Below are 26,234 nucleotides of genomic sequence, written 5' to 3'. Positions count from 1 at the left end.
CGGGCATGCCTGTCTTTACATATTGCAGTATTTATCATTTGCCTCGGATATTGCTGTAAACCCCTAGACGAAACAGGGACGGGCAATTGTTCTAATATAGGCAGCTTGGAATTTCCCAGCGACGGGATATTTCCTTATCCGCGCCGGCTGCCCGCCGATCCGGGCCGACCGGCATGTGCCAATCGGCCGGCTCACAAGGCAGGCTCTTATTCGGGCTTTCATCATGGACACACTGACTTCTACTCCCGCTGTATTTTCCCAACGCGCCAGGCAGCTCACCAGCTCGGCCATTCGCGAAATTCTCAAGATCACCGAACGTCCAGAAGTCATTTCTTTTGCGGGCGGCCTGCCCTCGCCTGACGGCTTCCCCATTGCCGAGCTGCGCGCCGCCTTTGACCGCGTACTGGCGACCCAGGGCGCGACGGCATTGCAGTATGGTCGCACCGAGGGCTACACCCCTTTGCGCGAATGGGTGGCGCAAGACCTGTCGCGCGATGGCGCCCCTATTGATCCCGAAGAAGTCCTGATCGTATCCGGGTCGCAGCAGGCCCTGGACATGCTGGGCAAACTCTTCATCGATCCCGGCGCGAAAGTGCTGGTCGAGGCCCCCAGCTATCTGGGCGCCCTGCAGTCATTTTCCCTGTTTCAGCCCGATTTTCAGGCTGTGCCCACGGATGCGGGCGGCCTGATCCCCGGCGCTCTGGATGCCGATCTGTGCCGCGATGCGCGCTTCATCTATGCGCTGCCCAATTTCCAGAATCCGACCGGTTTGACCCTGGATCTGGCGCGCCGCCAGGCCCTGGTCGAACGCTGCGCCGATCTGGGATTGCCCATCATCGAAGACGACCCCTATGGCGAATTGCGCTATGCGGGCGACCCGCAGCCCGGTTTGCTGGAATTGGGGCGCGCCGTCGGGGCGACAGTCATCCGCCTGGGGACGTTTTCCAAGGTGCTGGCGCCGGGCATGCGCCTGGGCTATGTAGTGGCCCCGCGCGACATCATCAGCAAACTGGTCCAGATCAAACAGGCCACCGATCTGCACACGGCCACCGTCACGCAGATGGCGGTGTATGAAACCGTGCGCAGCGGTTTTCTGCACCAGCACCTGCCCAAGGTCCGGGCGCTGTATCAGCGCCAGTGCGGCTATATGCTGGATGCCCTGCAGCAGTACTTTCCGGCGGATGCCCATTGGACGCAGCCGCAAGGCGGCATGTTCATCTGGGTCACGCTGCGCGACGGGATCGATACGACCGAATTGCTGCAACGGGCCATCGCGCGCAATGTCGCCTTTGTGCCAGGAGCCCCGTTCTATGCCGGAGTGCAGGCGCCCGTCAATACGCTGCGGCTCAGTTTCGTGACCGTGTCCGAAGAACGCATCCGCGCCGGCATCCAGGTGCTGGGAGAACTGATCGGCCCGGCCGGCAGCCGTTGATATGACGCAGCCGCCGCCCCCGGCCGATCAGTCGGCCGCATCGCGTACGCAGAGCCCAGGCGGGCCGGGCCCTGTTGCATCGGCGAGTCGCTCGGATCTGTCGGACATGCGGCCCGACGATTGGGTCGCCCGCTGGCTGCCCGACGCCTGGGGGCCGTATGCGCGGCTGTGCCGGCTGGACCGCCCGGTGGGCACTTGGCTGACGCTGTTGCCGGCCTTGGCGGCTTTGGTGCAGGCGGCCGATGGCTGGCCCACTGTCTGGCGGCTGATCATCTTTTCCCTGGGGGCGCTGCTGATGCGCGGCGTCGGCTGCACCTTCAATGATATTTTTGATCGCAATTTTGATCATCAGGTAGAACGCACCCGTTTCCGGCCCCTGACCAGCGGGCAGCTGACGCTGCGGGCGGCGTTGTGGTTCGCCGCCGCGCAACTGTTGGTCAGCGCCAGCCTGCTGCTGGCCATCAACGCCTATAGCCGCTGGCTGGCCTTGGCGCTGGTGCCGCTGGTGATCATCTATCCCTTGTGCAAACGCTTTACCTACTGGCCGCAGGCTGTGCTGGGCATGGCGTTCAACTGGGGCATGCTGATGGCCTGGACCGACACGCGCGACATCCTGCCTTGGTACGGCGTAGCCATGTGGCTGGGGGCGGTGTTGTGGCAGATCGGCTATGACGCGATCTATGCCTATATCGATTTGCGTGACGACCGCATGCTGGGCCTGAAATCCGTGGCCATGCGCTTCGGCGATCAGGGGCGGGTCTGGATCGGCGCTTTTTATGCCGTGACGGCGGCGTTATGGACCGCTGCCGGTTGGGGCATGGGCATGGATTGGCCTTATTACATCGTGATGGCGGTCATTGCCGGTCATTTCGTCTGGCAGATGGCAGTGTTCGACGTGCGCCATCCCGAACGCGGCCTGCGGATCTTTCGGTCCAATATGCAGGTCGGCGTGCTGCTGATCGTGGCCGGGCTGGCCGGGACTGTTCTGTCCGTATAGTCAGGGGGGTAGTCGATCGTGGGACTGTGGCCCCATCGGCGGTTCCTGGCGGAGCCGCTGTTCTTTTGCGTGGCGTCTGCGTGAAATTACCGCTAGACTGATTTGCAAAAATCAGGGGCTGTGTTCTTCAGGCCCCAGGAGACGCTTCATGTCCGATCACGCTTCTGCTGGTGCGCCATTGGAATTCGACTATGTCATCGTGGGAGCCGGTTCCGCCGGCTGCCTGCTGGCCAATCGCCTATCGCAGAAACACCGGGTCTTGCTGCTGGAAGCCGGTGGTCCCGATGATTGGCGCTGGATCCACATCCCCGTCGGTTATCTGTATTGCATCGGCAATCCGCGCACCGACTGGTGCTATCACACGCAGCCCGATCCGGGCCTGAACTATCGGTCCCTGGGGTATCCGCGAGGCCGGGTGCTGGGGGGCTCGTCGTCGATCAACGGCATGCTGTATCTGCGCGGGCAGGCGGCCGACTATGATCACTGGGCATCGCTGGGCAATCCCGGCTGGGCCTGGAGCGATGTGCTGCCGCTCTTTCGCGACGTGGAAGACCACCACGCAGGCGCCAATGAGTTCCACGGGGCTGATGGGACTTGGCGGGTCGAGCCGCAGCGCCTGCGCTGGGATGTGTTGGACGCCTTTCGCGATGCTGCTGCCCAGGCCGGCATCGCGCGCACGGATGATTTCAACCGGGGCGACAACGCAGGCTGCAATTATTTCGAGGTCAATCAGCGCCGAGGCGTGCGCTGGAGCGCCGCCAAGGCCTTTCTGCATCCGGTCATGGAGCGGGCCAACCTGCAGGTGCTGACCGGCGCCTGCGTCGAGCGCATCGAGTTTTCCGGGCGCCGCGCCACCGGGGTGGCCTTTGTGCAGGATGGCATGCGCCGCCACGCGGTGGCGCGCCGCGAACTGATTCTGGCGGCGGGCGCCATCGGTTCGCCGCAACTGCTGCAGGTGTCCGGCATCGGCGCCACCGACCGGCTGCGCCATCTGGGCGTTCCTCTGGTGCATGATCTGCCGGGCGTGGGCGAAAACCTGCAGGATCACCTGCAGCTGCGCATGATCTACCGCCTGCAAAAAGGTCTGACCCTGAACACGCTGGCCCACGCCTGGTGGGGCAAGGCATGGATGGGCCTGCAGTACGCCTTGTGGCGGCGCGGGCCGCTGTCCATGGCGCCTTCACAGTTGGGCGCGTTCGCTCGGTCCGATCCGTCTCGTTCCCGCGCCAACCTGGAATACCATGTGCAGCCGCTGTCGCTGGATAAATTCGGCGATCCCCTGCATACCTTTCCAGCCATGACGGCATCGGTGTGCAATCTGCAGCCCAGCAGCCGGGGCCATGTGCGCATCACGTCGCCCAATGTCGCTGACCACCCGGATATCCTGTGCAATTATCTGCAGACTCCTGAAGATCGCGCCGTGGCGGCCGATGCGCTGCGCTTGACGCGTCGCATCATGGCGCAGCCTGCGTTGGCGTCCTATCAGCCGCAGGAATATCTGCCCGGAGACGCCTTCCAGACCCAGGAAGCGCTGGAATCTGCCGCCGGCGATATCGGCACGACGATCTTCCATCCAGTGGGGACATGTAAAATGGGCGTCGATCCGTTGGCGGTGGTCGATCCCGAACTGCGTGTTCGGGGGGTCGAAAACCTGCGGGTGATCGACGCATCCATCATGCCTGTCATCACCTCGGGCAACACCAATTCGCCAACCATCATGATTGCCGAAAAGGGCGCCCGCCTGATACTGGGCGGCGCCTGAACCCCTGTGGGCCTGTGCTGCCGTTTTCGGACGGACAGTGCGGGCCTTTGTCTAGCCTTATTTTTGGACTCGGATATGGTCAGTCACACCGAGGTCGTGGCCAGCGCACTGTTCGCCATTGCCATCATTCACACGTTTTCCGTGCCGGTTTTTGCACGCCTGGCCAATCAGGGCGGGCGTCACGCCGGCTTGTGGCACCTGCTGTCCGAGGTCGAGGCCGTCTTTGGCGTGTGGGCCTGTGCACTGTTCGTCTGGATGAGTCTGACGCTGGGGGTGCATGGCGCGGTCGAATATCTGGATACCCGCAATTTCACCGAACCGGCTTTTGTGTTCGTCATCATGGTGGTGGCCGCCAGCCGGCCTATTATCGAACTGGTGCATCTGGGCGTGGATGGCGTGGCCAGAGTGTTGCCGGTACGCGGCGAACTGGCGCGGTTTTTCGTCATCATGACGCTGGTGCCTGTGGCGGGCTCGCTGGTCACGGAACCCGCCGCCATGACGCTGGCGGCGCTGTTGCTGCGCCAGGCGTACTTCCGCCGGCCAGGGCAGGATGGCTTCAAGTATCTGACGATCGGGGTGCTGTTCGTCAATGTGTCCATCGGCGGGGTCCTGACAGCCTATGCCGCGCCGCCCGTGCTGATGGTCGCGCAGACCTTTGGCTGGGATACGACCTTCATGGCCACGCATTTCGGCTGGAGAGCGGTCACCGCTGTGCTGATCAATGGCCTGGTCCTGACATGGATCTGCCGCCCGTTCCTGCTGAATGGCGAACTGGGGCACACGACGGGCGAGGAGTCCCGTGAACCAGTGTCGCGGGTGGTGATGGCCGTACACGTGCTGTTCCTGGTCGGGGTGGTGCTGGCCTCGCACCACATCAAGATCTTCATGGCGCTGCTGGTGTTGTTCATCGGTTATGCGCATGCCTACAAGCGTCACCAGTCCCCGCTGCTGCTGCGCGAAGGCCTGATGGTCGGCTTCTTCCTGGCTGGGTTGGTGGTGTTGGGCGGCCTGCAGCAGTGGTGGCTGCAGGATCTGCTGGGGGGGCTGTCGCCCTTTGTCCTGTATCTGGGCGCCACGGCCTTGACGGCCGTGACCGACAATGCGGCCCTGACCTATCTGGGTTCGCTGGTGGAAGGCACCAACGAACTATGGCGCTACATGCTGGTGGCCGGGGCGGTGACGGGTGGCGGGCTGACCGTGATCGCCAATGCGCCCAATCCGGCCGGCTTTTCCATCCTGAAGGGCTGCTTTGGCGACGGCACGATCTCGCCGCTGAAGCTGTTGGGCGCGGCGGCTATCCCGACGCTGGTGGCGGCCGTGATGTTCCTATTGCCCAATTCCTTCAGCTAAAAGGACTAAAATTCAGACAGTTGAGATTTCCAGGACCTGAGTTGTGCCTATTTATGTCTATCGTTGCAGCCACTGCGGTCATCAGCAGGACGTGCTGCAGAAAATGTCCGATCCGCGCCTGACGGTATGCCCGGCGTGCGGCCAGGAAGCCTATGAGAAACAGGTGACGGCTGCCGGGTTCCGCTTGAAAGGCTCGGGCTGGTATGAAACGGATTTCCGAGGCGGCAAGTCCAATTCGCACTCCGAAGGGGTGCTGGGATCTGCTGCTCCGTCGCCCGCCGGGGGGGCGTCCTCTGCGGGGGGTGCGTCGGGCGGTTCCTCATCCGGTGGCGCGTCGTCCGGTGCGGCGTCAGCCGGCAGCGCCGCGCCGGCCGCTACGCCGGGCTGATGCCCAGGCCCCGTATACATGCGATTTTTTAAACGCTACTTCATTACCGGCCTGCTGATCTGGTTGCCGCTGGTGACCACCGTTTGGGTGTTGCTGGTGCTGGCCCGCACCCTGAATTCCCTGGTGCCGTCGTTTCTGTCGCCCGAAGTCCTGTTCGGTGTGGCGATTCCCGGTTTCGAATTGGTGCTGGTGCTGCTGATCATTTTGCTCACCGGCCTGTTCTGCGCCAATTTCATCGGCCGCGCGATTCTGTCGCGCTGGGAATCCCTGCTGGGCCGCATCCCTCTGGTGCGCTCCATTTATAATTCGGTCAAACAGGTCGGCGATACCGTCTTCGCGCCCAATGGCCAGGCCTTTCGTCAGGCCATCCTGGTGCAGTACCCGCGCCAGGGCGCCTGGACCATCGGTTTCCTGACCGGTACGCCGTGCGATGAAATCGCCGGCCTGCTGGCGGGCGATTTCATCAGCGTGTATGTGCCGACGACGCCCAACCCCACATCCGGGTTCTTTCTGATGATGCCGCGCGCCGACGTCCAGGTGCTCGATATGTCGGTTGAAACCGCCCTTAAATACGTGATATCCATGGGCGTCGTGGCGCCGCCCGCGTCGATGCCGCCGGTCGCTGTCCGGCCGGTCCAGGCTGTCGGCGTTGACGCGTCGCAGTAATTTCGATCATCCGCAGCATTGCCCTTACATATATTCGGAGCCATTCTTGAACCGTACCTGCTACACCGGCGAGGTGTCCAAAGCCCATCTTGACCAGACCGTCACCCTGTTCGGCTGGGTCCATCGCCGCCGCGATCATGGCGGGGTGATCTTCATCGACTTGCGCGACCGGGCTGGGCTGGCTCAGATCGTGGTGGATCCCGACAACCAGACGGTGTTCGCCACGGCGGAACGCATCCGCAACGAATACTGCTTGCGCATCACCGGCCTGGTCCGGCTGCGCCCCGAAGGCACGCGCAACCCGGATCTGTTGTCGGGCGATGTGGAAATCCTGTGCCGCGAACTGGAAATCCTGAACGCATCGCTGACGCCGCCGTTCCAGCTGGATGACGACAATCTGTCGGAAACCACCCGCCTGACGCATCGGGTGCTGGATCTGCGCCGCCCGCAGATGCAGCGTAATCTGATGCTGCGCTACCGCGTGTCGATGGTGGCGCGCAATTACCTGGACGCACTGGGCTTCATCGATATCGAGACCCCGATGCTGACCCGCAGCACGCCGGAAGGCGCGCGCGATTATCTGGTGCCTTCCCGCGTCAATCCGGGTGAATTCTTTGCCTTGCCGCAGTCGCCGCAGCTGTTCAAGCAGATGCTGATGGTGGCGGGCTTTGACCGCTATTACCAGATCACGAAATGTTTCCGCGACGAAGACCTGCGGGCGGACCGCCAGCCGGAATTCACGCAGATCGATTGCGAAACCTCGTTCCTGGATGAAGTCCAGATCCGCGAAATTTTCGAAGGCATGGTGCGCGAAGTCTATCAGCAGGTGATGAATGTCGCCTTGCCTGAGTTCCCCGTCATGAGCTGGTCCGAAGCCATGCGCCGCTATGGGTCCGATAAGCCCGATCTGCGGGTGAAGCTGGAATTCACCGATATCGCCGACCTGATGCAGAACGTGGATTTCAAGGTCTTCGCTGGTCCGGCAAAAGACCCCGCCTGCCGCGTGGTCGCCATGCGCGTGCCGGGCGGCGCCAGCCTGCCGCGCAGCGAAATCGACGCCTACACACAGTTTGTGGGCATCTATGGCGCGCGTGGCCTGGCCTACATCAAGGTCAATGACGCCGCCGCCATCCCCGAAGGCCTGCAGTCGCCCATCGTCAAGAACATCCATGTCGATGCGCTGCGGGCCTTGATCGAGCGCACCGGTGCGCAAAGCGGCGACCTGATCTTCTTTGGCGCCGACCGCACCAAGGTCGTCAACGATGCGATCGGCGCCTTGCGCGTCAAGCTCGGCCTGAGCGAATTCGGTCGTGCCAACGGTCTGTTCGAGGCGGGCTGGCAGCCGCTGTGGGTGGTGGATTTCCCCATGTTCGAATACGACGAGGGCGAGGACCGCTACACGGCGGCGCATCACCCCTTCACCTGCCCCAAGCCCGGTCACGAGGATCTGCTGGAAACCGATCCGGGCAGCGCCCTGGCGCGCGCGTACGACATGGTCATGAATGGCTGGGAAGTCGGCGGCGGGTCGGAACGTATCCACCGCGCCGATGTGCAGACCAAGGTATTCAAGGCGCTCAAGATCGAGGAAGAAGAAGCCCGCGAGAAATTCGGTTTCTTGCTGGACGCGTTGCAGTTCGGCGCCCCGCCGCATGGCGGGCTGGCCTTCGGTCTGGACCGTCTGGTGACGCTGATGGCGGGCGCGGAATCCATTCGTGACGTGATCGCGTTTCCCAAGACGCAACGGGCTCAGGATCTGTTGGTGCAGGCCCCGTCGCCGGTGGATGAAAAGCAATTGCGCGAACTGCACATCCGGCTGCGTCAGACCGAGGCGAATTAACGGGGGCTGCGGTATGGCAATCCTGAGGGTCGTCAGCTACAACATCCACAAGGGCCGTTCGGCCACGGGTGGGCGGGAATCGCTGGCGGATCTGCGCCTGGGCCTCTATGGCCTGCGCCCCGATCTGCTGTTCCTGCAGGAAGTGCAGGGGCGCAACCAGTTGCATGGCAGTCTGGACGCTCAGCACGAATCCCTGGCGGCCAGCATGCATATGCAGGCCGCCTACGGCTGCAATGCCGTGCGCACCGCCACCGATCACGGCAATGCCCTGCTGTCGCGCTACCCGATCCTGTATCACGAAAACCAGGATATTTCCGATCACCGCCTGGAACAGCGCGGCCTGCTGCACGGGGTCGTGCAGGTAGGGGATGCCCATGTGCATTGCCTGGTCGTGCATCTGGGCTTGCTGGCGGGCGGCCGTTCCCGCCAGGTGCATGCCCTGGTGGACCGTATCCGGCGGCTGGTGCCCGATTCCGAACCCCTGCTGATTGCCGGGGATTTCAATGACTGGACCAATCGCCTGGCCCCCTTGTTCGTGAAACAGCTGGGCTTGGTGGAAGTCTTTGCCGCTGCGCCCCAAGGGGCCGATGAAATCTACCGCCTGCGCCACCGGGTGGCCCAGTTGCGCCAGCGCATGTTCTGGCTGCCGGGTCAGCCGCTGGGCCATGCGCCCGCCTTGTCGATGACGGGGCAGGCCGCCCGTCTGACGCCGCCGCCGCGCACGTTTCCATCGGTGTTTCCCTGGCTGCGCCTGGACCGCATCTATCAGCGCGGCTTTGCCGTGCGCCGCGCCAGGGTCTTGCACGGGGCGCCCTGGAAAAAATTATCCGATCACGCGCCGCTGGTGGCGGATCTGGAATTGCCCTGACCGTCGGGGGCTGGCGGATCGGACGGCGGCTGCGGCAGCAGGAACTTTCTTTGATTCCGGCAGTCCAAGCTGTATCGTTCAAGAATTAGCACTCTGTTCCATAGAGTGCTAACATCAATGGGTATGATCCCGAGGATTTTGCCATGAGCCACACTGCTTCATCCCTGGTGTTGGCGCCGTCCCAGCTTGCGCAGGCCATTTCCAATCCAGGCGCCCTAGGCTCTATAGAAGCCTACATCGGCGTGGTCAACCGCCTGCCCTTGCTGACCGCCGAACACGAGTCCGACCTTGGCCGCCGCTTGCGCGACGGCAATGATCTGGAAGCCGCCCGCGAACTGATTCTGTCCCATTTGCGGCTGGTGGTATCCGTCGCCCGCCAGTACCTGGGGTATGGCTTGGCGCACGCCGACCTGATCCAGGAAGGCAATATCGGCCTGATGAAGGCCGTGCGCCGTTTCGACCCTGATCGCGGGGTGCGTTTGGTGTCGTTTGCGGTGCATTGGATCCGCGCTGAAATCCACGAATATGTGGTGCGCAATTGGCGGCTGGTGAAAATCGCCACGACCAAGGCGCAGCGCAAACTGTTTTTCAATCTGCGGCGCATGCGCCCGGACGGGCAGACGCTGGCGCCGGATCAGATATCCGATATTGCGCGCGAACTGAACGTGCGCCCCGAAGACGTATCCGAAATGGAAGTCCGTCTGTCAGGCGGGGATTGCGCGCTGGAAGCGCAGGCGGACGACGAAGACCGTTACGCTCCGATCGCCTGGCTGGCCGACGATAGTCAGGAACCAGCCCAGATCCTGGCCCGCCGCCGGATGGATAGCCTGCAAAGCCAGGGTTTGGCCGATGCGCTGGATACGCTGGATGATCGGTCGCGGCATATCGTGCAGGCCCGTTGGCTGGCCGACGATGGCGCGACGACTTTGCACGAACTGGCGGCCGAATACGGCGTTTCCGCCGAACGCATTCGCCAGATCGAATCCGCCGCCCTGAAAAAGCTGAAAAGCGCGTTGGCCGATCAGCAGCCGGATTTCCTGGCAGCGTGATCCGCCCTGTCAATAATTTGTTTCATTTATAGGGCGAACCAGGCTGAACTTTTGCGTCAGCTAGCGGACTAAGCTTTCATGGACGGACGTCCGGCCTTCGTGGCCGCGCCGCCCTGTCGTCCGCTTCTGCTTCTCCTCTTCCCCTCCCTATCGAAGCGGATGTTCAAGGGATGCCTTCACGGCATCCCTTTTTTTATGCCGCTGACCCGCAGCATCCATTATTTTGTTTCAGACAAGGCCGGCCCATCTGTAACATAATGGGGACCACGGTTTTGTTAATGTGCTTCGATCATGAAAATAGGCCTCCTGGTCTTTGGCCTGGCCGGGTTGCTGGCCCTGGTTTCCTTCATGCCGCCGCTGGCGGGGCGTCTGCGCTTGCCGTATTCCGTGTTGCTGGCCATCGTCGGCTTTGTGCTGGGCGTGATCATCCATGTGCATGGCTGGGCGCCGGGGGTGGTGGCGGATTTTCTGGATTCGCTGCAGCACTTTGAAATTTCATCCGAGACGTTCCTGTACGTCTTTTTGCCGGTGCTGTTGTTTGAAACGGCGCTGGCGATGAATATCCGGCGATTGCTGGACGATATCAGCCCGATTCTGGTGATGGCCATCGTGGCCGTGGTCGTGTGCACGGTGGCGGTGGGCTTTTCGCTGGCGGCGATTTCCCCCTATGGCCTGGTGGTCTGCCTGATGCTGGGCGCCATCGTGGCGACGACGGATCCGGTGGCAGTGGTGGGCATTTTCCGCGAGGTCGGCGCGCCGCGCCGTCTGACCACTCTGGTCGAGGGCGAATCCCTGTTCAACGACGCGGCATCCATTGCCCTGTATTCCGTGCTGCTCAGCGTCTTGTTCAGCGGCGGGGAATTGTCCGTGGGCAAAGTCGCCAGCAGTTTCCTGATCAGTTTCATCGGCGGCGGTCTGGCGGGCCTGGTCATGGGGCGGCTGGCGACTGCGCTGTTTCGCTGGCTGCGCGGCTGGCCGGCAGCCGAGATCACCCTGACCGTGGCCCTGGCGTACCTGACATTTTTCGTGGCGGAACACTATCTGGGCGTATCGGGTGTGGTCGCCACCGTGATTGCCGGGCTGGTGGTGGGGTCCAATGGCCGCACCCGCATGTCGCCCACGACATTCGAACAACTGGAGGGCGCCTGGGCGCAGTTCGGTTTCTGGGCCAATTCCCTGATCTTCCTGTTCGCGGCCATGCTGATTCCGCGCATGATGGCGGAAATCACCTGGATGGAAGTCTTCCTGATCCTGGTGGTCTTTATCGTCACATTGGGCGCGCGCGCCGTCATGGTCTATGGGCTGTTGCCGGTGCTGGGGCGGCTGCGCCTGAGCACCCAGGTCAGTCCGGCCTACCGGGCCGTGATGCTGCTGGGCGGCTTGCGCGGCGCGGTTTCGCTGGCTTTGGCGCTGGCCGTGACCGAACAGCCGGCCGTGCCGCACGAGGCCCGCCAGTTCATCGCCGTGGCAACCACCGGCTTTGTGCTGATGACGCTGTTCGTCAACGGACTGACGCTGCGGCCGCTGATTGCCCGCCTGGGCCTGAATCAGTTGTCGCCGGTGGACCGCACCTTGCGCGACCAGGCGCAAATCGTGGAATTGGAGGCGCTGCGTCTGCGGATCGATGAAATCGCCCGGCACGAACATATCGGTCCGGAAGTGCTGGATCGCTTGCATGCAGTGTTCGACGCCAGCCAGACCAGCATGGATGCGGCGCAGGTGCTGCAGCTGTCCATGGATCAGAAAGTGGCTGTCGGCATGGGGATACTGGCCGGCCGCGAAGAAGAAATGTTTTTCGAGACCCTGAAGGCGCAGGTGGTGGACTGGCGCACCGCCGAAGCCCTGCTGGCCCGCGCCGAGCGCCTGGGAGACGCCGTGCGCGCAGGCGGCCTGGCCGGGTTCGACTCCGCGATCGAAGGGGATCTGCGCTACTCGAACACCCTGCGACTGGTCCTGCGTTTACATTATCTGACCGGACGGCCGTTCTGGCTGGGGCGGGAACTGGCCCGGCGCTTTACCAATCTGATGTGCAAATGGGCGGTGGCCCGCCGCCTGATCCAGTTTGCCCGCACCGACGTGCAGCCTTTGCTGGGGGCGGAAGTCACCGACATCATCGTGGCGGCCCATCAGCGCCGTCTGACGCTGCTGGAGGGCGCCTTGCAAGCCCTGGCGCTGCAGTACCCCAGCTATGCCCGGCACTTGCAGGAAGCTTATCTGGCACGGATGGCAAGGTCCATGGAGCGCATGCACTATCGGGATATGCTGGCGCACAACCTGATCAGCGGCGAGACCTATTCCGATCTGATCGAACAGGTCGAGATGCGTTGGGGGGCGCTGGAAAAGCATGACGGCCTGGATATCGCCTTGAGCGCGGCGGTCATGGTGCAGCGGGTCAGTTTGTTCGAGGGGCTGGACGATGCCACCATGACCGCCATCTGCAAGGTCCTGAAGCCTCGTCTGGCGGTGCCGGGGCAGGATATCCCCACCCGCATCGGGCGCAGCCATGCCATGTACTTCGTGGCCTCCGGCGCCGTGGTGCTGGATCTGCCCGACGGCACGACAGCCGAATTGGGCAGCGGCCAGATCTTCGGTGAAATGGCCTTGGTCATGAATCATGATTTCCAGGCGCGGGTCCGGTCGATCAGCTATAGCCGTTTGCTGATGTTGCAGGAAAAGGATTTCAGGAAATTGCTGACGCAGTTCCCGGCTTTGCGTGACAAAATCGACGCCATTGTGCATCAGCGCTTGCGGGCGGTGGAAGTCTGGCAGCAATTTGAATCCGGGCAGCGCCAGTACGAGCCGCTGCCCGAGCTGCCGTCGGGCGGGCCGGCAACGCCGGATCAAGAGGCTCGGGCGGATACGGCGTCATCCGGCACGCCCGCCGCGCCGGACGGGCCTACAGCAGCAGTTTGATGTCGTGCGCCATGTCTTCCGGCGTCAAGGACGGCCCCAGCAGAGCGCGGGCTTCGCCGTCCTGATCCATCAGGTAGAACGCGGCTGAATGGTTCATGGCGTACTGTTCGGGAGTAGGGCCGGGTTCCTTGGCGTAAAAGGCCTTGAACGAGCGTGCGGTCTTGTCCAGCTGTTCCGGCGTGCCCGTCAGGCCGATAAAGGACGGATCAAAGGCCTGCATGTAGGCGCTCAGGATGTCCGGGGTGTCGCGGGCCGGGTCGACTGAAATCATGATGACCTGGACTTTGGCGGCCTGCTCGCCCAGCAGTTCCAGCGCCTGGGCCGCCTGGGCCATGGCGGTCGGGCAGACGTCGGGGCATTGGGTATAGCCGAAGAACACCAGCAGGACCTTGCCTTTGAAATCCGCCAGCGTGCGCAGGGCGCCGCTGTGATCGGTCATGGACAGGTCCTTGCCCAGATGGGTGCCGCTGATGTCGTTGCCCTCGAAGGGCAGGGGTTCGGCGGCTTTCGGGCTGCAAGCGATCAGGGCCAGGGGCAGGGTGGCGGCGATGCCCGCCAGCAGGGTGCGGCGGGACACGGAAAACGGGACGGTCATGCTTTTACCTATCGGGGTCAGGGGGCCGGACCCTGACAGGAAAGCATCACATCAGATGGTGCCCAGTGCCAAGCCGACCCAGTGATCCAGCAACAGCGCTGCGAACAGCAGGGCCAGATACAAAATTGAATACCAGAACAGTTTACGCGCTCTGGCGTCGGAATAGTGGCGGTAGAGCATCACCGCCTGCCAGACGAAGCGGCCGCTGAGCAGGCAGGCGGCGGCCAGATAGGCCGGACCGCTCATGCGGATGACGTAGGGCAGCAAAGACGCGGCAAACAGCGCGATGCTGTAGAGCAGTACGTGCAGCTGGGTGAAATTCTGGCCGTGCGTGACCGGCAGCATGGGCAAGCCGGATTCCTCGTATTCGTGGTGGCGGTACAGGGCCAGCGCCCAGAAATGCGGCGGGGTCCAGATAAAGATGATCAACACCAGGATCCAGGCTTCGGCCGGGACGGCATCGGCCATGGCGGCCCAGCCCAGGGCCGGCGGCATGGCGCCGGAAAAGCCGCCGATGACGATGTTCTGGGGCGTCAGGGGTTTCAGGATGGCGGTGTAGATCAGCGCATAGCCGACAAACGTCGCAAAGGTCAGCCACATGGTCAGGGCGTTGACCCAGACGTTCAGGATGAACATGCCCGCGCCGCCCAGCACCCCGGCCATGATCAGCACCTGAGGCGGGGTGATCTGGCCGGAAGCCGTGCCACGACGGGCCGTGCGCCGCATGCGGGCATCGGTTTCGCGTTCGATCAGGCAATTGACGGAAAACGCGGCGGCGGCCAGCAGCCAGATGCCCAGGGTGGCGGCGGCCGCCCGGCCCAGGTCGGGCATGCCCGGCACCGCCAGGAACATGCCGATGACCGCGCAGAAGACTGCCAGTTGGGTGACGCGCGGCTTGGTCAGGACCAGGTATTGGCGCAGGAGGGAGGGGTGATGGGATGCAGCGGCAGTCGTCATGGGGTCATTCTAGGCGTCCTGGCGGCGGCTGCCGCTAGGGGGTTTCCCTGCTTGAGCCAGCCGCCACAGCAGGGTGACGCTGACCAGCACCAGGCCGGCTGCGCCGCCGTTATGCATCACGGCGATCAGCAGCGGCCACTGGAAGAAGATCGTCGTCAGGCCGGTGATCAGCTGCAGGGCCAGCAGGGCCAGCAGCAGGAGGGCCGGCCCGCGCAGACCGGGCACGCGGCGCCAGCGCCAGGCCAGGCAGCCCAATAAGGCCAGGACGACGAGCGCGAAATTGCGGTGGGTCCAGTGGATCGCGGTCAGGGCGTCCTGGGAAATCGGCTCGCCGCTGGTTTGCTGGCCCAGGCTGCGCAGCAGGGAAAATCCCCCCTGGAAATCCATGGGCGGGACCCAGGCGCCGTGACAGGTCGGGAAGTCCATGCAGGCCAACGCCGCGTAATTGGTACTGACCCAGCCGCCCAGCGCCAGCTGCAGAAACAGCACGGCCAGGCCTAGAACCATCCAGGGGCGGCCGCTGGTCAGCGCCGCCGGAACCGGATCGTGGGCCTTTTCGCGAGCGGCCAGCCAGGTCATCATGGCCAGCAGGCTCATGCCTAAGACCAAGTGGGTCGTGACCACCAGCGGCATCAGGCGATGGGTGACGGTCCAGGCGCCGAAGGCGCCTTGCAGGCAGACCAGGCCCAGCACAGCGGTCGCCAGCGCCGGGCTGCGCGCCAGGGTTTGGCGCAGGCGCCAGGCCAGGACGGTAAAGGCGATGATCAGCATGCCCAGAAAGGCCCCGGCATAGCGGTGGATCATTTCAACCCAGGCCTGGAAGGCGCTGACCGGGCCGTAGGGCATGGCTTCCAGAGCCTGGCGGATGGATTCATGCGCCCCCAAGGGGCTGAAATGCCCGTAGCACCCGGGCCAGTCAGGACAGCCCAGCCCGGAATCTGTCAGGCGCACGAAGGCGCCGAACATGATCAGGTCCAAGGTCAGGAACCAGGCCAGAAAGACCAGGCGACGGTAGATCCTCACGGCTTACCCGATCCGGGAATTCTTGAGCAGGGCGCGGATGTCGTCGCGCACCCCTTCGGGGTCCTGTCCGTCAGGAAACTGCATCATCAGGTGGCCCAGTGGATCCACGATCCACAGGCCCGTGGTCAGCGCGGCGGCTGGGTCAGCGGCGCCAGGCGCCAGCCAGGCAGCCAGTTCCGCCGGGTCGGCGCGCAGCACATGGGTGCCGATATAGGCTTCGCCCACCACCGGGGCGATGGGCGCGTCGTCGGTGACGAACAGGATGCGTTCCAGTCGTTCGACGTTCTTGCCCTGGCTGGCATGTGAATTGCGCAGCACGAACAGGCCGCGCACGCAGGATTCAGGGCAAGCGCCGGGGCCGGTGCTGATCAGCAGCCACTGGCCTTTCAGTTGATTCAGGTCGTAGGGTTGGCCCTGCTCGTCGCGCAGGGTCAGGGCATCCGGAATTGGGCGCTGCGGTTCGATCAGCTGACCGTAGTTCGTCTGGACGGCGGGCCGCAGACCCAGCGCCGGCACATAGTAGGCCAGCAGAGCGAACACCACGGGCGCCAGGGCGATCAGGAGAATGGCAATGACCGGAGTCAAGGAGCGGGGGCGGGCAGGAGCGGTCGTCATGGTCAGCTTGCGTCGGATTCAGAAGAGGCGGCGGGTTTCCGCCGGGTGCGCCACAGGATTACGGCTGCGGCAATCAGGGCAATGGCGGCGAAACTGAACCATTGCCCGGCGTAGTTGTAGTTCTGGCTGGCGTTGTCGGATGGGCCGGGCCATTCCTGAATCAGGCCGGCATCCTGCGTGGGAGCCTGCTCCAGCACGACGGGCAGCAGGCGCAGGCCGGATGCGGCCGCCAAAGCGTCCAGATCCAGGTTTTGCACCCTGAGCAGAGCGCCGTCGGCGGGCGGGAAGGGGCGGGGCAGCCCGGCAGGGGTATCGCCGGTCAGATTCCCCAGATCCAGCAGTCTGGGAACGTGGTGCAGCAAAGTGCCTTGTACCTGGACGGGTCCGTCGACCGCCCGCAGGTCAGGCAGTGTGGCGGGCGGCATCGGTCTGGCGACCCAGCCACGCAGCACCAGCACGGCGGCGCCAGGGTCGTCCTGCAGCGCCAGCGGGGTTGCCACCCAGAGACCAGGCCGACCTTTGAGGTTACGATTATCCAGGAGTACAGTAAGCGGATTGAGCCATTGCCCTTGGGCGCTGGCACGGCGCCAGTCGGGGCCGTCGGGAGTCTGGGTCGTCAGGGTCAGGGGGGGCGCTTGCTGCCCCGCCAGGCGGGCGGCGCGGATGGTTTCGCGGTCGTGGGCGCGGCGCAATTGCCATTGGCCCGCCGCGATGCAGATGCCGGCCAGCAGGATCAGCAACAGGATGGCCGCCAGGGCTTTTTTTCGTGAGGCGGTGTGTTGCTGAATCATGGACGGAACGACATTAAGAAAGCAGGCTGCAAATCAAGCGGCGCGAAGATTGAAAACCATTTCGCCACCAGGGGTGGCTGTTCAGTGTGACGGATAGAAAGGCGGGAATCCATCCATGAAAGTGCTGATTGTCATTCTGTTTCTGGCGATTGTCGCCAGCCTGGGCTCGGCCCTGGTGTTTCTGATGCAGGATCAGGGCCGTAGCGGCCGGATGGCCTGGGCTCTGACCTGGCGGGTTGGCTTGTCCATCCTGCTGTTTCTGTTTTTGCTGCTGGCGCATGCCCTGGGGTGGATCGATGCCGCCGGGGCGCCGGCTACCATGGGGTAGGCCGGCGCCGGGCAGCCAGCATCACACCCAGTAGACGAAGATATACAAGCCCAGCCAGACGACGTCCACAAAGTGCCAATACCAGGCAGCGCCTTCGAAGCCGAAGTGATGTTCGGGCGTGAAGTGGCCGCGCACCAGGCGGAACCAGATCACGGTCAGCATGGTAGCGCCCAGGATGACGTGAAAGCCGTGGAATCCGGTCAGCATGTAGAACAGGGCGCCGAATGCACCTGAGGTGAAGCGCAGATTCAGTTCGGTATAGGCGTGGTGGTATTCGTAGGCCTGGCAGGCCACAAAGGTAAAGCCCAGGACGACCGTCAGCCCCAGCCAGAAAATGGCTTTCTGCCGCTGGGCGGCCCGCAGGGCGTGGTGGGCGATGGTCAGGGTCAGGCCGGATGTCAGCAGCAGGGCCGTGTTGATGGTGGGCAGCCAGAACGGCCCGACAGACTCAAACGGGGCGACGGTGCCCGCCGGGCCGAAATTGGGCCAGACGCCGGTGAAGCTTGGCCACAGCAGTGTCTGGGAATCCAGTGTGCTCAGCCATGGGGTGGACACGTCGCGCGTGTACCAGAGTGATCCGAAGAAGGCCGAAAAAAACATGACTTCGGAAAAAATGAACCAAGCCATGCTCCAGCGGTAGGAATGGTCGATGCGCTGGCTGTTCATGCCGCCTTCGGATTCGCGGATGGCATCCCCGAACCAGCCGAACAGCACCATGAACATGCACAGGATGCCGGCGATGCACAGCCAAGGGCCGAAAGCATAGCCGTTGACCCAGAATGCCGCGCCCAGCAGCGTGGCCAGCATGCTGAGGCTGCCCCGGATGGGATGGGCGGAATGGGGCGGGACGTAGTAGTAAGGAGCCTTGCCGCTATCCGCTGTCTGTGCAACTGCTGTCATGTTGTTCTCCTCTTTCTAGTTCTAGGCTGTGACCAGCCGGACGGCCAGTAGCAGCAGCAATACGAATATCAGCCCGCCCAGCAGGCCTGCGACGATCAGGTGCGCAGGACCGATGCGGTCCAGGTCGTCGTCATGGCCCGAGCGTTTGCGCAGGCCTAGAAACGCCCAGGCGATGGTGCGTACCGATCGCAGAAAAGCGCCTGGCCCGCTCAATCGGCGACCCCGTACAGGTTGGCGCGGACAAAGGTCCAGACCAGGATGGCCAAGGCAAACAGAGCCAGGAGCCATCCGGTGCGGCGGTTGCGGCGACGTTGTTCAGGTGTCATGACGAGTGTTCCAGGTGTGAGCCTTTATTTATATTCGGGCGGGGTGACGAAGGTGTGGTAGGGCGCCGGTGACGGCACGGTCCATTCCAGACCCTCGGCGCTTTCCCAGGGGCAGGCCGCCACGGTGGGGCCGGTGCTGCGGACTGCCTTGATCACGGCGTAGACGAAAATCAGCTGTGACAGGCCGAACCAGAAGGCCCCGATCGTCGCCACCTGGTGGAAGGTCGTGAATTGCGAGGCATAGTCTGCATAGCGTCGCGGCATGCCGGCCAAGCCCAGGAAGTGCATGGGGAAGAAGGTCAGGTTGAAGGAAATCATGCTGTTCCAGAAATGCAGTTTCCCTATTTTTTCGTCATACATGTGGCCGCACCACTTTGGCAGCCAGTAGTAGGCGGCGCCAAACAGAGCGAACAGCGATCCGGCCACCAGCACATAGTGGAAGTGCGCCACGACGTAATAAGTATCCTGGGCCTGGATGTCGATGGGGGCGATGGCCACCACCAGACCGGTAAAGCCGCCGATCGTAAACACGAAGATGAAACCGATGGCCCATAGCATCGGGGTTTCAAACGTCATGGACCCGCGCCACATGGTGGCTGTCCAGTTGAAGACCTTGACCCCGGTGGGGATGGAAATCAGCATGGTGCCGTACATGAAGAACAGCTGGGCCGTGACCGGCATGCCGGTGGTGAACATGTGGTGCGCCCACACCAGGAAGGACAGGATGGCGATGGCGCAGATGGCGTAGACCATCGACGCATAGCCGAACAGGCGCTTGCGGGCAAAGGTGGGGATGATCTGCGACACGATCCCGAAGGCCGGCAGAATCATGATGTAGACCTCGGGGTGTCCGAAGAACCAGAATACGTGCTGGTACAGCACCGGGTCGCCGCCGCCGGCGGCATTGAAGAAGTGGGTGCCGAAATGACGGTCGGTCAGCAGCATGGTGACAGCGGCGGCCAGCACCGGCATCACGGCCAGCAGCAGGTAGGCCGTGACCAGCCAGGACCAGCAGAACATCGGCATTTTCATCAGCGACATGCCGGGCGCGCGCATGTTCAGGATGGTGACGATGATGTTGATCGCCCCCATGATGGACGAGGCCCCCAGGATATGGACGGCGAAGATCGCGAAGTCCATGCCTGGGCCCATCTGCAGCGACAGCGGCGCGTACATGGTCCAGCCGGATGCGTTGGCGCCGCCGGGCACGAAGAACGACGTGGTCAGCAGGATGGCGCCGACGGGCAGCAGCCAGAAACTGAAGTTGTTCATGCGGGCGAAGGCCATGTCGGATGCGCCGATCTGCAGCGGGATCATCCAGTTAGCGAAACCCACGAAGGCCGGCATGATGGCCCCGAAAATCATGATCAGCCCGTGCATGGTCGTGAACTGGTTGAACAGTTCGGGCTGGAAGAACTGGATGCCGGGCTCGAAGAGCTCTGTGCGCAGCAATAGCGCCAGAGTGCCGCCTTCGAGCAGCATGCAGAACGAAAAAATCAGGTACATCGTTCCGATGTCTTTGTGGTTCGTGGCGAACACCCAGCGCCGCCAGCCTGTGGGGACGTGGTGTGCATGTTCGTCATGTCCCGTGCTGGGCGGGATGTGGTCTGCGGTAACGCTGCTCATGAATGCCTCCTTGGAGGGCGCGCCGCACGCAGGGCGGCGCGGATAAATAGGATGTGGGATGGGGCCGTAGTGCGGCGGACGTTAGCGCAGTGCCTTGACGTCCGAGGGCTGCACGACGGGATCCGGACCTTTGCCGGCATTGTCCCAAGCGTTACGGGTGTAGGTGATGACGGCCGCCAGCTGGACATCGCTGAGCTGATCGCGGAACGCCGCCATGGCGGTACCCGGGTGGCCGTTGAGTTCCGTCAGGATCTGATCCTTCATGGGCGCCAACACATATTTGGTGTCGCCGTTCAGCGCCGGGAAAGTGCCCGGGATGCCCTGGCCGTTGGCCTGGTGGCAGGCTACGCAGTTGGCGCCGAAGACTTCCTTGCCCTTGGCGATCAGTTCGTCTTTGGTCCAGGCCTTGTTGGGGTCTTCGGTGGCGGAGGCCATGGCGGCCTTCTGGTCTTTGACCCACTGGGCGTAGTCTTCGGCGGATTTCACCTCGACCACGATCGGCATATAGGCGTGGTTCTTGCCGCACAACTCAGCGCATTGACCGCGGAAGGTGCCGGTTTTTTCAGCCCGGAACCAGGTGTCGCGCAGGTAGCCGGGCACCGCGTCTTGCTTGACGCCGAAATCAGGCACCATCCAGGAATGGATGACGTCGGATGCCGTCAGGACGACGCGGACTTTTTTATCGACGGGCACCACCATCGGATGGTCGACTTCCAGCAGGTAGGTATTGCTTTTGGGGGCCTTGCCGTCGATCTGGTCCTGAGGGGTGGACAGGTTCGACAGAAACTGCACGCCGGCTGCGGAGCCGTCGAGATATTCGTAGCCCCACTTCCATTGGTAGCCAGTCGCCTTGATCGTCAGATCGGCGCCCGAGGTGTCTTTCATGGCGACGATCGTGCGGCTGGCCGGAATGGCCATGGCGACGATGATCAGAAAGGGGATGACGGTCCAGGTCAGCTCGATCGACAGGTTTTCGTCGAACTTGGCGGCCTTGTAGCCCCGGGACTTGCGGTGGTGGATGATGGAATACAACATCACCCCGAAGACCCCGATGAAAATGATCGTACAGACGATCATGATCATCCAGTGCAGTTCATAAATTTCTTGGGAGATCGGCGTGACCCCCGGGGTGACGTTCAGCTGATTGACCGCCGGTCCCCCCGGTACGTCCTGAACCTGCGCGCTTGCGACTGTCATCCATGACAGCGCGATCATGCCTAACAACCCTCTGACCATCTTCATGTCGTCCCTCTGGTTTGTGTGTGTTCTTCGGGGCGGGTAGACCTTCGTCAAAGACACACGAGGGGAACGGGCCCTGCACACATGATCGGATCGTCAGGTCGTGCGCCCATGGAAGCGGCGGCCTGCGATGTCCTTATAAGCTTGAAGGGATTATAGCCAAGCGTTTCCGCTTGTACAGGCAGGGTTCTGCCCTATTCATGCGCTTTCGCGGGTTTCCACCTATCCCGTTCGGGCTTCCACTACAATGCTTTGATGGATTCCACCTCTGCGGTTTTCACCCCGGACGATCTGGCGATGCGCTGTGCGCGTCTGGTGCGTCGTACCCAGCAATTACCGCCGATCGGCGCTCGGCCGGTCACGGTCGCGGGGCGGGTGGCCGGATGGATCGGCGCCACGGCGCTGGCCGCCATTGCTGATCGGCCCGGTGTGCACATCGAAGCCGAAGCCGCCCACCTGACGGCGGCCCCTGCCGCACGCCTCAGCCTGGACGGGGTGTTGCGCGATCTGGCGCTGGCCTTGCGCGACGCAGGCTGCATCCGCAGCTGGCGCGACGAATTGCTGGATGTGGTGGCCGAAGGCCGCCTGCTGGGGCGTATCGAACGCGGCGCCGTGCGCCCGCTGGGGCTGCTGACCCAGGCGGTGCACCTCAATGGCTGGGCGCCGGATGGCCGGTTGTGGGTGGCCCGCCGCGCCCTTGGTAAATCGACCGATCCGGGTTTGTGGGACACCTTGTCCGGGGGGCTGGTCGCTGCCGGCGAAGACCCCGAATCCGCCCTGTTGCGTGAATCCCACGAAGAAGCCGGCCTGGCGCCGGTGGCTTTGGCGGCGCATGGCCCTTTGCGCACGGTGCTGCGCATGCATCGCCGTTTGCCGGACGGGTATCAGGTCGAAACCGTGTGCCTTAGCGACTGCGTGCTGGATGCGGCTGCCGCGCCCGCCAATCTGGATGGCGAAGTCATGGAATTCCGTTGCGTCGACATGGCCGATCTCTGGGACATGATCGAGCACGGCGCTTTTACCCTGGAAGCCGAATTGTGCATTCTGGATTCCTTGCGGCGGCGGCTAGGCGCGCCGCCGTCCCCTTGACCGATTGATTGATGCCGGTCCGATCCGGCGGAGGTACACCATCATGGCTCAGGACTCTACCAATCCCTTTGTGTTGCCCGGCTTCGGCCAGCAGGGCGAATCGGCCGGCAATCCGCTGCTGGCCGGCCTGGATATGATGCGCCAGGCTTGGCAGAATCTGGCGGGCGCCGGGCGGATGGACGCCCCCGCCATGCCGACGGTTTCCCTGGAAGACCTGGATCGGCGCATCCGCGAATTGCAGACGGTGCAGAACTGGCTGCAGCTCAATGCCACGATGCTGTCCAGTACGATCCAGGGGCTGGAAATCCAGCGCAGCACGCTCAAGACCTTCCAGTCGTTTACCGGAAGCGTCTTTCCGGATGCGGCAAAGTCATCCGCATCGACGCGCCAAGCCGCCTCGGCGGACGCTTCGGCGGATGATGCCGGCCAGGCCTATGCCCAGGCCGCCGGCGACTGGTGGAACATGGTCCAGCAACAGTTCGAGCAGCTGCGGGATGCCACCACCGCCAGCCTGAGCGGCATGGCCGAGGCTGCCGACACGGCAACGGGCGCCACGAAAAAGAAGCGCGCGCCTACGGCAAAATCCGCTGCTCCCAAGACTGCTCGCAAGACGGCGTCCAAAGCGTCCCCGGCTCGCAAGACCACGGCTTCCCGGGCCGCTTCGACCCGCAAACCCCGCGCCTGATATGTTCGGCGCCCAGGACGCCCGCCGGCCCTGGTCGGGGGGCTGGCGTCCGGCGCCAGGGTCTCATCGTCAACTTTCGCTTCCGCTTCTATGTTGAATATCATCATTCTGGCTGCCGGCTTGGGCAAGCGCATGCAATCCGACCTGCCGAAGGTCCTGCATCCGATTGCCGGGCAGCCCATGCTCAGTCACGTATTGGGTGCTGCGCGCGCGCTGAACCCCGATCGGGTGGTGGTCGTGGTGGGCCACGGCGCCGATCGCGTCCAGACCGCCTATGCGGGCCAGGGCCTGACGTTCGCCCTGCAGCAGCCCCAGCAGGGCACCGGTCATGCGGTCATGCAGGCTTTGCCCCATCTGCTGGAAGGCGATGCGGACGATACCTGCCTGGTGCTGTACGGCGATGTGCCTTTGGTGCAGGCCGCCACCTTGCAGGCTTTGTTGCAGGCGCGCGGCGACGGTTTGGCGCTGCTGACGGAAACCCTGCTGGATCCCGCCGGTTATGGCCGCATCGTGCGCGATGACCGGGGCCGCGTGCAGCGTATCGTCGAACATAAAGACGCGACCGATGCCGAACGCGCGATCACCGAGGTCAATACCGGCATTCTGGCGGCCCCCACGGCCGCCTTGCGGCGCTGGCTGGGGCAGATCGACAATCGCAACGCTCAAGGTGAATACTATCTGACCGATATCGTTGGCCTGGCGGTGCGCGACGGCATGGCGGTGGCGCATGCCCAGCCGGCGGCGCACTGGGAAACCCTGGGTGTGAACAGCCGCGTGCAGCAGGCGCAGCTGGAGCGCATCTGGCAAGGCGAACAGGCCCGCCGCCTGCTGGAACAAGGCGTGACGCTGGCGGATCCGGCCCGTTTCGATCTGCGCGGTGATCTGCGGTGCGGACGCGATGTCTTCATCGACGTGGGCTGCGTGTTCGAGGGCAACGTCCAGCTGGCCGATGGCGTGCGTATCGGGCCGCATTGCGTGATCCGCCAGGCGGATATCGGCCCCGGCGCCACGCTGGACGCCTATACGCACGTCGAAGGCGCCCAGGTGGGGGCATCCGCCCGGATCGGCCCGTATGCCCGCCTGCGGCCGGGGGCCGATGTCGGCCCGGAAGCGCACGTCGGCAATTTCGTCGAGCTGAAGAAAACCCGCCTGGGGCGGGGCTCCAAGGCCAATCATCTGAGCTACCTGGGTGACGCCGTGATCGGCGAACGGGTCAATATCGGCGCCGGGACCATCACCTGCAATTACGATGGCGTGAATAAATTCCAGACGGTGATCGAAGACGATGTCTTCATCGGATCGGATACCCAGCTGGTTGCGCCGGTGCGAGTGGGCCAGGGCTCGACGCTAGGGGCGGGCACCACGTTGACGCGCGATGCACCGGCGGGGGAACTGACCCTGTCGCGCGCCCGCCAACAGATCGTGCCGGGCTGGAAGCGTCCAGAGCGCAAGGCGTGATGCCGGTGCGTCCGGCAAACCGCATGCCGGCGTTGGCCGGGTTCGCGTCATAAGGCGGGGCGATGCGCGTATTGCAGCTGAATCTGGAAAAAGGCTGGCGCGGCGGTGAGCGCCAGACCCTGCTGACGCTGCAGGGTCTGCAGTCGGCGGGTCATCAGGTGGCGCTGGCGGCGCGGGCGGGCGGGCCCTTGGCCCAGCGCGCCCAGGCGGCGGGCATGATCGTGCATCCCTGCACGGGCAGTGTTGCGCTGGCGCGTCTGTTGCTGGCCCAGCGCGGCGCCTACGATGTGGTGCACGCCCAGACGGCCCAGGCCATGAGCGTGTTGGCGGTGTTACGGCCCTGTTTGCGGGCTGCGCTGGTCTTTACCCGGCGGACGGCCTTTGATGCCTCAGGCAAGGCGCAGCGCCAGCGGTGGAAATGGTCGCGGGCGGATGCGCTGGTGGCGATCAGCGAGGCCGCCGCCGCAGCGCCCAGGGCGCTGGGACTGCACGCGCAGGTGATCCCCAGCGCTGTTCAGGCGCCGCTGGTGGATCCTCGGCAGGTATCGGTTCTGCAGCAACAGTTCGCTTTGGCGGGGCGGCGCGTTCTGGTCACGGCAGCGGCGCTCAGCCCTGAAAAAGACCCCTTGACCCTGATCGAGGCCGTAGATCGGCTGCGCGCCGATCATCCGGATATTGTCTGCCTGCATTGCGGGGCGGATGGCGCAGCGGCGGATGTCGCCCGTGCACGGGTGCAGGCCCTGGGTTTGCAGGATCACTACCGCTTCGTCGGTTTTCAGACGCAGGTGGGCGATTTTCTGGCGCTGGCCGATGTCTATGCCAGCAGTTCCCGGTTCGAGGCGCTGGGCACCAGCGTGCTGGACGCCTGCCTGGCCGGTCTGCCGGTGGTGGCGACCGATGTCGGCGGCCACCGGGAAATCCTGGCCCCGGATCGTGGCTTGCTGGCGCCAGCCGGAGATGCCGTGACCTTGGCGCGGCGCATTGCGTGGGTATTGAGTCATGCCGATGCCGCCCAGGCCATGGCGTTGCGCGCGCGCGTGCATGTAGAACAAGTCTATTCCGTACCGGCCATGGTGGCTGCGTACGAACGCTTGTACCATCAGCTGGGCGCCGCCTGACCCTTGCGTGTGCGGCCTGAGCGGCGCCTTATAGCGGGTGCAGAGACGTCTGATAGTGCGCGGCGCGGGCGGCGTAGTCTTTGGCGCTGCGCTGCAGGGCGGCGACTTCTTCGTCGGACAGCGTGCGCACGGCCTTGGCGGGCGCGCCCAGGATCAGTGATCGTTCAGGAAAGACCTTGCCTTCGGTGACGAGCGCCCCGGCGCCCACCAGGCTGTGACGAC

General features: G+C 63.7%; 26 protein-coding genes. 15 read left to right on the top strand and 11 right to left on the bottom strand.

The window, feature by feature from the left end:
* Positions 1 to 223 precede the first annotated feature (223 nt).
* The 10 genes from VDP79_RS08575 to VDP79_RS08530 all read left to right on the top strand — a co-directional run bounded on the left by VDP79_RS08575 (position 224) and on the right by VDP79_RS08530 (position 13,262).
* A complete protein-coding gene (locus VDP79_RS08575) occupies positions 224 to 1,432 on the top strand; it encodes a PLP-dependent aminotransferase family protein (protein WP_323017794.1) in 1,209 nt (402 codons plus the stop codon).
* A gap of 106 nt (positions 1,433 to 1,538) precedes the next feature.
* Positions 1,539 to 2,429 carry a 4-hydroxybenzoate octaprenyltransferase gene (gene ubiA / locus VDP79_RS08570; protein ID WP_323017793.1) on the top strand — a complete coding sequence of 297 codons (891 nt, stop codon included), beginning with the start codon at positions 1,539 to 1,541 and terminating at the stop codon, positions 2,427 to 2,429.
* 148 nt (positions 2,430 to 2,577) lie between these two features.
* Entirely contained in the window at positions 2,578 to 4,191 is a 1,614-nt protein-coding gene (locus VDP79_RS08565) for a GMC family oxidoreductase (RefSeq protein ID WP_323017792.1), read from the top strand.
* 75 nt (positions 4,192 to 4,266) lie between these two features.
* Positions 4,267 to 5,541, top strand: a complete 1,275-nt coding sequence (locus VDP79_RS08560; protein ID WP_323017791.1) for a putative Na+/H+ antiporter — start codon at positions 4,267 to 4,269, stop codon at positions 5,539 to 5,541.
* A 43-nt stretch (positions 5,542 to 5,584) separates the two neighbouring features.
* Positions 5,585 to 5,929, top strand: a complete 345-nt coding sequence (locus tag VDP79_RS08555; RefSeq protein ID WP_323017790.1) for an FmdB family zinc ribbon protein — start codon at positions 5,585 to 5,587, stop codon at positions 5,927 to 5,929.
* 18 nt (positions 5,930 to 5,947) lie between these two features.
* Positions 5,948 to 6,595: a DUF502 domain-containing protein gene (locus VDP79_RS08550; protein ID WP_323017789.1), complete on the top strand. Its 648-nt coding sequence runs from the start codon at positions 5,948 to 5,950 to the stop codon at positions 6,593 to 6,595.
* A gap of 46 nt (positions 6,596 to 6,641) precedes the next feature.
* Positions 6,642 to 8,432 (top strand): aspartate--tRNA ligase, encoded by a 1,791-nt coding sequence (aspS, locus tag VDP79_RS08545; protein WP_323017788.1) that lies wholly within the window; start codon positions 6,642 to 6,644, stop codon positions 8,430 to 8,432.
* Between the two features lie 13 nt (positions 8,433 to 8,445).
* Positions 8,446 to 9,300, top strand: coding sequence for an endonuclease/exonuclease/phosphatase family protein (locus VDP79_RS08540; RefSeq protein WP_323017787.1), 855 nt, complete (start codon positions 8,446 to 8,448; stop codon positions 9,298 to 9,300).
* Between the two features lie 143 nt (positions 9,301 to 9,443).
* Complete coding sequence (gene rpoH / locus VDP79_RS08535) at positions 9,444 to 10,349, top strand: RNA polymerase sigma factor RpoH (RefSeq protein WP_323017786.1); 906 nt, start codon at positions 9,444 to 9,446, stop codon at positions 10,347 to 10,349.
* A gap of 291 nt (positions 10,350 to 10,640) precedes the next feature.
* Positions 10,641 to 13,262, top strand: coding sequence for a cation:proton antiporter (locus VDP79_RS08530; RefSeq protein ID WP_323017785.1), 2,622 nt, complete (start codon positions 10,641 to 10,643; stop codon positions 13,260 to 13,262).
* Here VDP79_RS08530 and VDP79_RS08525 read toward each other — a convergent pair.
* From VDP79_RS08525 to VDP79_RS08505, 5 genes are read right to left on the bottom strand one after another with little or no spacing between them, the layout of a single operon-like run.
* Positions 13,246 to 13,857, bottom strand: coding sequence for an SCO family protein (locus VDP79_RS08525; protein ID WP_323017784.1), 612 nt, complete (start codon positions 13,855 to 13,857; stop codon positions 13,246 to 13,248). The genes VDP79_RS08530 and VDP79_RS08525 overlap by 17 nt on opposite strands.
* Positions 13,858 to 13,908: 51 nt before the next feature.
* Positions 13,909 to 14,814, bottom strand: coding sequence for a heme o synthase (gene cyoE, locus VDP79_RS08520; RefSeq protein ID WP_323017783.1), 906 nt, complete (start codon positions 14,812 to 14,814; stop codon positions 13,909 to 13,911).
* Between the two features lie 9 nt (positions 14,815 to 14,823).
* Positions 14,824 to 15,837, bottom strand: coding sequence for a COX15/CtaA family protein (locus VDP79_RS08515; protein ID WP_416233084.1), 1,014 nt, complete (start codon positions 15,835 to 15,837; stop codon positions 14,824 to 14,826).
* Between the two features lie 3 nt (positions 15,838 to 15,840).
* Positions 15,841 to 16,452 carry a hypothetical protein gene (locus tag VDP79_RS08510; RefSeq protein WP_323017782.1) on the bottom strand — a complete coding sequence of 204 codons (612 nt, stop codon included), beginning with the start codon at positions 16,450 to 16,452 and terminating at the stop codon, positions 15,841 to 15,843.
* 2 nt (positions 16,453 to 16,454) lie between these two features.
* Entirely contained in the window at positions 16,455 to 17,243 is a 789-nt protein-coding gene (locus VDP79_RS08505; RefSeq protein WP_323017781.1) for an SURF1 family protein, read from the bottom strand.
* Between the two features lie 115 nt (positions 17,244 to 17,358).
* Between VDP79_RS08505 and VDP79_RS08500 the strand changes: the two genes are divergently transcribed.
* Entirely contained in the window at positions 17,359 to 17,571 is a 213-nt protein-coding gene (locus VDP79_RS08500; protein ID WP_323017780.1) for a twin transmembrane helix small protein, read from the top strand.
* 21 nt (positions 17,572 to 17,592) lie between these two features.
* Here VDP79_RS08500 and VDP79_RS08495 read toward each other — a convergent pair whose 3' ends face one another.
* The 5 genes from VDP79_RS08495 to coxB all read right to left on the bottom strand — a co-directional run bounded on the left by VDP79_RS08495 (position 17,593) and on the right by coxB (position 21,665).
* On the bottom strand, positions 17,593 to 18,471 hold the full coding sequence (locus tag VDP79_RS08495) for a cytochrome c oxidase subunit 3 (RefSeq protein ID WP_323017779.1): 879 nt from the start codon (positions 18,469 to 18,471) through the stop codon (positions 17,593 to 17,595).
* A gap of 21 nt (positions 18,472 to 18,492) precedes the next feature.
* Positions 18,493 to 18,684: a DUF2970 domain-containing protein gene (locus tag VDP79_RS08490; RefSeq protein ID WP_323017778.1), complete on the bottom strand. Its 192-nt coding sequence runs from the start codon at positions 18,682 to 18,684 to the stop codon at positions 18,493 to 18,495.
* On the bottom strand, positions 18,681 to 18,797 hold the full coding sequence (locus tag VDP79_RS08485; RefSeq protein WP_323017777.1) for a cytochrome oxidase small assembly protein: 117 nt from the start codon (positions 18,795 to 18,797) through the stop codon (positions 18,681 to 18,683). Before VDP79_RS08485 ends, VDP79_RS08490 begins: the two co-directional genes overlap by 4 nt.
* 24 nt (positions 18,798 to 18,821) lie before the next feature.
* Positions 18,822 to 20,423: a cytochrome c oxidase subunit I gene (gene ctaD, locus VDP79_RS08480; RefSeq protein ID WP_323017776.1), complete on the bottom strand. Its 1,602-nt coding sequence runs from the start codon at positions 20,421 to 20,423 to the stop codon at positions 18,822 to 18,824.
* Between the two features lie 81 nt (positions 20,424 to 20,504).
* Entirely contained in the window at positions 20,505 to 21,665 is a 1,161-nt protein-coding gene (coxB, locus tag VDP79_RS08475; RefSeq protein ID WP_323017631.1) for a cytochrome c oxidase subunit II, read from the bottom strand.
* Between the two features lie 252 nt (positions 21,666 to 21,917).
* On the opposite strand from coxB, the gene VDP79_RS08470 reads away from it, so the two are divergent.
* The 4 genes from VDP79_RS08470 to VDP79_RS08455 all read left to right on the top strand — a co-directional run bounded on the left by VDP79_RS08470 (position 21,918) and on the right by VDP79_RS08455 (position 26,012).
* Positions 21,918 to 22,751: an NUDIX hydrolase gene (locus VDP79_RS08470; protein WP_323017630.1), complete on the top strand. Its 834-nt coding sequence runs from the start codon at positions 21,918 to 21,920 to the stop codon at positions 22,749 to 22,751.
* A gap of 43 nt (positions 22,752 to 22,794) precedes the next feature.
* Complete coding sequence (locus VDP79_RS08465; RefSeq protein WP_323017629.1) at positions 22,795 to 23,436, top strand: PhaM family polyhydroxyalkanoate granule multifunctional regulatory protein; 642 nt, start codon at positions 22,795 to 22,797, stop codon at positions 23,434 to 23,436.
* Between the two features lie 90 nt (positions 23,437 to 23,526).
* Complete coding sequence (glmU, locus tag VDP79_RS08460) at positions 23,527 to 24,894, top strand: bifunctional UDP-N-acetylglucosamine diphosphorylase/glucosamine-1-phosphate N-acetyltransferase GlmU (RefSeq protein ID WP_323017628.1); 1,368 nt, start codon at positions 23,527 to 23,529, stop codon at positions 24,892 to 24,894.
* 62 nt (positions 24,895 to 24,956) lie between these two features.
* The gene (locus VDP79_RS08455) at positions 24,957 to 26,012 is read left to right on the top strand and encodes a glycosyltransferase family 4 protein (RefSeq protein ID WP_323017627.1); all 1,056 of its coding nucleotides are present in this window, start codon (positions 24,957 to 24,959) and stop codon (positions 26,010 to 26,012) included.
* A 28-nt stretch (positions 26,013 to 26,040) separates the two neighbouring features.
* On the opposite strand, the gene VDP79_RS08450 is transcribed toward VDP79_RS08455, so the two are convergent.
* On the bottom strand, positions 26,041 to 26,234 hold a 194-nt coding region (locus VDP79_RS08450; protein WP_416233083.1), incomplete at its 5' end, for a gamma carbonic anhydrase family protein.

It is taken from the genome of Castellaniella sp., assembly GCF_034675905.1.
GTDB lineage: Bacteria > Pseudomonadota > Gammaproteobacteria > Burkholderiales > Burkholderiaceae_B > Castellaniella.
The sequence above is the reverse complement of the archived record's forward strand: the minus strand, read 5'-3'. Positions and strand labels throughout refer to the sequence as shown.

Coding starts and splice junctions, on each gene's coding strand:
- VDP79_RS08575 (WP_323017794.1), top strand. CDS start 224: ATGGACACACTGACTTCTACTCCCGCTGTATTTTCCCAACGCGCCAGG.
- ubiA (WP_323017793.1), top strand. CDS start 1,539: ATGCGGCCCGACGATTGGGTCGCCCGCTGGCTGCCCGACGCCTGGGGG.
- VDP79_RS08565 (WP_323017792.1), top strand. CDS start 2,578: ATGTCCGATCACGCTTCTGCTGGTGCGCCATTGGAATTCGACTATGTC.
- VDP79_RS08560 (WP_323017791.1), top strand. CDS start 4,267: ATGGTCAGTCACACCGAGGTCGTGGCCAGCGCACTGTTCGCCATTGCC.
- VDP79_RS08550 (WP_323017789.1), top strand. CDS start 5,948: ATGCGATTTTTTAAACGCTACTTCATTACCGGCCTGCTGATCTGGTTG.
- VDP79_RS08540 (WP_323017787.1), top strand. CDS start 8,446: ATGGCAATCCTGAGGGTCGTCAGCTACAACATCCACAAGGGCCGTTCG.
- rpoH (WP_323017786.1), top strand. CDS start 9,444: ATGAGCCACACTGCTTCATCCCTGGTGTTGGCGCCGTCCCAGCTTGCG.
- VDP79_RS08530 (WP_323017785.1), top strand. CDS start 10,641: ATGAAAATAGGCCTCCTGGTCTTTGGCCTGGCCGGGTTGCTGGCCCTG.
- VDP79_RS08525 (WP_323017784.1), bottom strand. CDS start 13,857: ATGACCGTCCCGTTTTCCGTGTCCCGCCGCACCCTGCTGGCGGGCATC.
- cyoE (WP_323017783.1), bottom strand. CDS start 14,814: ATGACGACTGCCGCTGCATCCCATCACCCCTCCCTCCTGCGCCAATAC.
- VDP79_RS08510 (WP_323017782.1), bottom strand. CDS start 16,452: ATGACGACCGCTCCTGCCCGCCCCCGCTCCTTGACTCCGGTCATTGCC.
- VDP79_RS08505 (WP_323017781.1), bottom strand. CDS start 17,243: ATGATTCAGCAACACACCGCCTCACGAAAAAAAGCCCTGGCGGCCATC.
- VDP79_RS08500 (WP_323017780.1), top strand. CDS start 17,359: ATGAAAGTGCTGATTGTCATTCTGTTTCTGGCGATTGTCGCCAGCCTG.
- VDP79_RS08495 (WP_323017779.1), bottom strand. CDS start 18,471: ATGACAGCAGTTGCACAGACAGCGGATAGCGGCAAGGCTCCTTACTAC.
- VDP79_RS08485 (WP_323017777.1), bottom strand. CDS start 18,797: ATGACACCTGAACAACGTCGCCGCAACCGCCGCACCGGATGGCTCCTG.
- ctaD (WP_323017776.1), bottom strand. CDS start 20,423: ATGAGCAGCGTTACCGCAGACCACATCCCGCCCAGCACGGGACATGAC.
- coxB (WP_323017631.1), bottom strand. CDS start 21,665: ATGAAGATGGTCAGAGGGTTGTTAGGCATGATCGCGCTGTCATGGATG.
- VDP79_RS08470 (WP_323017630.1), top strand. CDS start 21,918: ATGGATTCCACCTCTGCGGTTTTCACCCCGGACGATCTGGCGATGCGC.
- VDP79_RS08465 (WP_323017629.1), top strand. CDS start 22,795: ATGGCTCAGGACTCTACCAATCCCTTTGTGTTGCCCGGCTTCGGCCAG.
- glmU (WP_323017628.1), top strand. CDS start 23,527: ATGTTGAATATCATCATTCTGGCTGCCGGCTTGGGCAAGCGCATGCAA.
- VDP79_RS08455 (WP_323017627.1), top strand. CDS start 24,957: ATGCGCGTATTGCAGCTGAATCTGGAAAAAGGCTGGCGCGGCGGTGAG.